Origin of the sequence: Streptomyces sp. NPDC056373 (assembly GCF_042262425.1) — a bacterium.
In the GTDB taxonomy this organism is placed as follows: Bacteria; Actinomycetota; Actinomycetes; order Streptomycetales; family Streptomycetaceae; genus Streptomyces.
The window spans coordinates 1-5,021 of the sequence record NZ_JBHJPX010000041.1 but is presented as its reverse complement, the minus strand read 5'-3'; the positions used below and the strand labels follow the sequence as shown (position 1 = coordinate 5,021).

Below are 5,021 nucleotides of genomic sequence, written 5' to 3'. Positions count from 1 at the left end.
GTCTCCTGGGTTTTGGGGTCGGTGGGGCCGGCGGTTTTGTCGTATTACATCATGGGGGGGGGGGCCGCGTTCTCCTCCCCGCCCCCCCCCCCGCTCCCAGTTGGCTCGGGCTCAGGCCCGACGGGTCGTCAGACCTCCACCACCACAGGCAGGATCATCGGCCGGCGCCGGTAGGTGTCCGAGACCCACTTGCCCAGCGTGCGGCGCACGAGCTGCTGGAGCTGGTGTGGCTCCACCACGCCGTCCTGGGCGGAGCGTTCGAGCACTTCCGTGATCCTGGGGGCCACGTCGCCGAAAGCGGAGTCCTCGATGCCGGAGCCGCGGGCCTGGATGTGCGGGCCGCCGGTGATCTTCCCGGTGGACGAGTCGATGACCACGAAGACCGAGATGATGCCCTCGTCGCCGAGGATCTTGCGGTCCTTCAGAGCCGGCTCGCCCACGTCACCGACCGAGAGGCCGTCGACGTAGACGTATCCCGCCTGGACCTTGCCGGAGATCTTCGCCTTGCCCTCGATGAGGTCGACGGCGACGCCGTCCTCAGCGATGACGATGCGGTCGTGCGGGACGCCGGTCAGAGCGCCCAGCTCGGCGTTGGCCCGCAGGTGGCGCCACTCGCCGTGCACCGGCATCAGGTTCTTCGGGCGGCAGATGTTGTAGAAGTACAACAGCTCGCCCGCCGACGCGTGGCCGGAGACGTGAACCTTGGCGTTGCCCTTGTGGACCACGTTGGCGCCCCAGCGGGTGAGGCCGTTGATCACGCGGTAGACCGCGTTCTCGTTGCCTGGGATCAGGGACGACGCCAGGATCACCGTGTCGCCCTGGACGATGCGGATCTGGTGGTCGCGGTTGGCCATGCGGGACAGGGCCGCCATCGGCTCGCCCTGGGAGCCCGTGCAGACCAGGACCACCTCGCTGTCCGGGAGGTCGTCGAGGGTCTTGACGTCCACGACCAGGCCCGGGGGCACCCTCAGATAGCCGAGGTCCCGGGCGATGCCCATGTTGCGGACCATGGAACGGCCGACGAAGGCGACGCGGCGGCCGTACTCGTGCGCCGCGTCCAGGATCTGCTGGATGCGGTGCACATGGCTGGCGAAGCTCGCGACGATGATGCGCTTGCGGGCGCCGGCGAAGACCTGGCGCAGGACGTTGGAGATCTCCCGCTCGGGCGGGACGAACCCCGGCACCTCGGCGTTGGTCGAGTCCGAGAGGAGGAGGTCGATGCCCTCCTCGCTCAGGCGCGCGAACGCGTGGAGGTCCGTGAGGCGGCTGTCCAGCGGGAGCTGGTCCATCTTGAAGTCGCCGGTGTGGACCGCCATGCCCGCAGGCGTGCGGATGGCCACGGCCAGTGCGTCCGGGATGGAGTGGTTGACCGCGATGAACTCGCAGTCGAAGGGGCCGATGCGCTCACGGTGCCCTTCGGCCACCTCGAGGGTGTAGGGGCGGATGCGGTGCTCCTGGAGCTTGGCCTCGATGAGGGCGAGGGTCAGCTTGGAGCCGATCAGCGGGATGTCCGGCTTCTCGCGCAGGAGGAAGGGGACACCGCCGATGTGGTCCTCGTGGCCGTGCGTGAGCACGATGCCCTCGATGTCGTCGAGGCGGTCCCTGATGGACGAGAAGTCCGGCAGGATCAGGTCGATTCCGGGCTGCTCCTCCTCGGGGAAGAGCACACCGCAGTCGACGATCAGCAGGCGGCCGCCGAATTCGAAGACCGTCATGTTCCGGCCGATTTCGCCCAGACCGCCGAGCGGGGTGACACGCAGGCCGCCTTCGGGGAGCGGCGGGGGCGTGCGAAGTTCGGGATGCGGATGACTCAAAAGACTCTCCTCACCACGCACGCCACGTACCGGTGGGGCACGTGGCGCGCGTGACGTTCGTGCAGAAGCAGTTGTCTGTGTGGGGTGCGCGGGCACCGGTGGCCCGCTTATTCAGTTGTGAAGCAGTTGCGCGGGGATCTGCGCGAAGTCTGTTGTCAGAGCTGTACCCCGCCGGCAGCAAGATCGATCTTGAGTTGCTCGATCTCCTCGGGCGCGCATTCGACCATGGGAGCGCGCAGCGGCCCGGCAGGCAGCCCCTGCAGGGCGAGCGCCGCCTTGGTCGTCATCACGCCCTGGGTGCGGAACATACCCGTGTAGACGGCGAGCAGCTGCTGGTGGATCTCGGTGGCCTTCTGGACGTCACCCGAGGTGTACGCCTCGACCAGGGCGCGCAGCTCGGGGGTGACGACGTGCCCGACGACCGAGACGAACCCGACCGCGCCGACCGAGAGCAGGGGCAGGTTCAGCATGTCGTCGCCGGAGTACCAGGCGAGGCCGGAGCGGGCGATGGCCCAGCTGGCGCGGCCGAGGTCGCCCTTGGCGTCCTTGTTGGCGACGATGCGCGGGTGCTCGGCGAGGCGGACGAGCGTCTCGGTGCTGATCGGGACGCCGCTGCGGCCGGGGATGTCGTAGAGCATCACCGGAAGGCCGGTGGTGTCCGCGACCGCCGTGAAGTGCCGGTAGAGGCCTTCCTGCGGCGGCTTGTTGTAGTACGGGGTCACGACGAGCAGGCCGTGCGCGCCGGTGCGCTCCGCAGCCCGGGCGAGTTCCATGCTGTGGTGGGTGTCGTTGGTGCCGACTCCGGCCACCACGTGGGCGCGGTCGCCGACCGCCTCCAGGACCGCCCGTACGAGATCCGCTTTCTCCGCGTCGCTGGTGGTCGGGGACTCGCCGGTGGTGCCGTTGATGACCAGGCCGTCGTTGCCTGCGTCCACCAGGTGGGCGGCGAGCCGCTGCGCGCCGTCGAGGTCGAGTGCGCCGTCCGCCGTGAAGGGCGTGACCATGGCGGTGAGGACCCGCCCGAAGGGGGTCTGCGGAGTCGAGGTCGGAGCCATGGGTTACACGCTACTCGTTGCTCAGGACCGGGTCTGCCCATGGGGCAGGCGACAAGTCGTGACAAAGGTGGAGCCCGGCACTGCCTGCTCGGGGGTTCAAGCAGTGCCGGACCCGTTTGATCAGGCTAGATGAACTTCTCTAAATGCCGCAATACGGACACTTCGCGCGGCTGAACCGTACATCTGTCCTCGATCGGGAAAACCGGGACGCGTCAGGGCGCCACGCGTCCGTTGGCGTTGAAGGCGGCGTAGGTGAGCGGCATGAGCTGGGACCACTCGGCCTCCATCTTCTCGCCGACCATCTCGATCTCGCGCTGCGGGAAGGACGGGACCTTCGCCAGCTCGTGCTGGGTGCGCAGACCGAGGAAGTGCATCAGCGAGCGGGCGTTGCAGGTGGCGTACATCGACGAGTACAGGCCGACCGGCAGGACCGAGCGGGCGACCTCGCGGGCGACACCGGCGGCGAGCATCTCCTGGTAGGACTCGTACGCCTGCCGGTACGAGTCCTCCATCACACGGCCGACCAGTTCCTGCTGGGCCTGGGTGCCCTCGACGAAGACGTACTTGCCCGGGCGGCCCTCCTGGACCAGCTTGCGGGACTCGTCGGGGACGTAGAAGACGGGCTGCAGCTCGCGGTAGCGGCCGCTCTCCTCGTTGTACGACCAGCCGACGCGGTGCCGCATGAACTCCCGGAAGACGAAGATCGGGGCGCTGATGAGGAAGGTCATCGAGTTGTGCTCGAAGGGGCTGCCGTGCCGGTCCCGCATCAGGTAGTTGATCAGGCCCCTGGAACGCTCGGGGTCCTTCTTCAGCTCGTCCAGGGACTGCTCGCCCAGGGTCGAGACCCGGGCCGCGAAGAGGACGTCCGCGTCGGACGCGGTGTGCTTGACCAGCTCGACGGTGACGTCGCTGCGGTAGCTGGGTTTGAGGTCGTCGGCGGGGGTGTCGGTCACGGTTGGCAGGGCCTTCCCATCTCGTCGTGTGGCGACGCCACTCTACGGCCCGGCCGATTCGGCGCGATCGGTGCCGTGCCGCAATGAAGTCGGTGAAACAGGGCACCTCTGAGGGAGTTCGTTCGTCTCTACAGACGAAAGTGATCCGTTCCACCCTTGAAGGAGACGTACCCCTGATGTTCGGTCGGCGTGAACCCGTACCGTTTGCCTTCGTCGCCGAGGCCGACAGGTTCCGCAGCAATGTCACTCCCCCGCCGCGCGAGCGGTCGTCCGTCGGTCAGATGGCCGGACGCTGGCTGCTGGGGCTCACCATCGTGGCGGGGCTCGTGGGGTCCCTGGTCATCGGGACGCCCGCGCTGACGCCCGACAAGACGGCTGATCAGCCTCAGCAGTCGCAGGCGTCCGACAGGCGCTGAAGCGCGCCGGGCCGGCGGTGACTCCATCCGGCCCCCCGCCAGTGGTGACCGGGGACACAGATCGGTAGCCTCACCGGGCACAGCCCACGCATGGATCGAGTGAGGACCAGCCGTGCCCCTGCCCTTTCTGACGGCCGACCGCGTTTTCGAGGCGGCGGACGACGTTCCGCTGCCCCACGAAGACCGTGACCACTGGCGGCGTCCGTACCGGCCCGGGCCGTGGCGCGTCGTGGTGGCAGCGCTCGCGCTGCTGGTCGCCTCGTTCGTGCTGTTCGCGGCGGTCATCATCGCCGTGACGGCCCAACTCGCCTCGGCGGCCCTGGTCTTCGGCCTGGCGCTGCTCGTCATCGCCGCGGCGCTGCGGCTGCTGCGGGTGGGCGTGTGGGTCAGCGCACGCGGGCTGCGGCACGTGGGGTTCCTCACGACGCGCACGGCGTCCTGGGAGCAGGTCGTATCGGTGCGTACGGTGCAGCAGCCGGTGCGCTGGCTGGGGCTGCCCCGGACCGTTCAGGGGCAGGCGCTGCTGCTCGGGCTGCGGGGCCGGGAGGCGGGCGGTCTGCCGCCCCTGATGACGACGCACAACGCGGACTTCCTGGGGCGTGCGGAGGCCTTCGACCGGGCGGCCGACTCGGTCGAGGCGTGGGCCGAGGACTACGGCCCACGCTGACCTCTGAAGCCTCGTGTCTCAGGTTCAAGCAGTGCCGGACCCGTTTGATCAGGCTAGATGAACTTCTCTAAATGCCGCAATACGGACACTTCGCGCGGCTGAACCGTACATCTGTC

Annotated in this window: 5 protein-coding genes; 2 read left to right on the top strand and 3 right to left on the bottom strand. The window is 68.7% G+C overall.

The window, feature by feature from the left end:
- Positions 1-128 precede the first annotated feature (128 nt).
- The 3 genes from ACFCXS_RS39285 to thyX form a co-directional block, all read right to left on the bottom strand.
- A complete protein-coding gene (locus tag ACFCXS_RS39285; protein ID WP_361121729.1) occupies positions 129-1,814 on the bottom strand; it encodes a ribonuclease J in 1,686 nt (561 codons plus the stop codon).
- Positions 1,815-1,969: 155 nt separating this feature from the next.
- Positions 1,970-2,869: a 4-hydroxy-tetrahydrodipicolinate synthase gene (dapA, locus tag ACFCXS_RS39280; protein ID WP_104789166.1), complete on the bottom strand. Its 900-nt coding sequence runs from the start codon at positions 2,867-2,869 to the stop codon at positions 1,970-1,972.
- A gap of 212 nt (positions 2,870-3,081) precedes the next feature.
- Positions 3,082-3,822 carry an FAD-dependent thymidylate synthase gene (gene thyX / locus ACFCXS_RS39275; protein ID WP_376648134.1) on the bottom strand — a complete coding sequence of 247 codons (741 nt, stop codon included), beginning with the start codon at positions 3,820-3,822 and terminating at the stop codon, positions 3,082-3,084.
- A gap of 176 nt (positions 3,823-3,998) precedes the next feature.
- Between thyX and ACFCXS_RS39270 the strand changes: the two genes are divergently transcribed.
- Both ACFCXS_RS39270 and ACFCXS_RS39265 read left to right on the top strand, forming a co-directional pair.
- Positions 3,999-4,238 (top strand): hypothetical protein, encoded by a 240-nt coding sequence (locus ACFCXS_RS39270; protein ID WP_361873942.1) that lies wholly within the window; start codon positions 3,999-4,001, stop codon positions 4,236-4,238.
- Between the two features lie 112 nt (positions 4,239-4,350).
- Positions 4,351-4,905 (top strand): hypothetical protein, encoded by a 555-nt coding sequence (locus ACFCXS_RS39265; protein WP_376648133.1) that lies wholly within the window; start codon positions 4,351-4,353, stop codon positions 4,903-4,905.
- The last annotated feature ends 116 nt before the right edge of the window (positions 4,906-5,021 follow it).

Excerpts from the sequence above, each read along its gene's own strand:
- dapA (WP_104789166.1), bottom strand. The coding sequence starts at position 2,869 with ATGGCTCCGACCTCGACTCCGCAGACCCCCTTCGGGCGGGTCCTCACC.
- ACFCXS_RS39270 (WP_361873942.1), top strand. The coding sequence starts at position 3,999 with ATGTTCGGTCGGCGTGAACCCGTACCGTTTGCCTTCGTCGCCGAGGCC.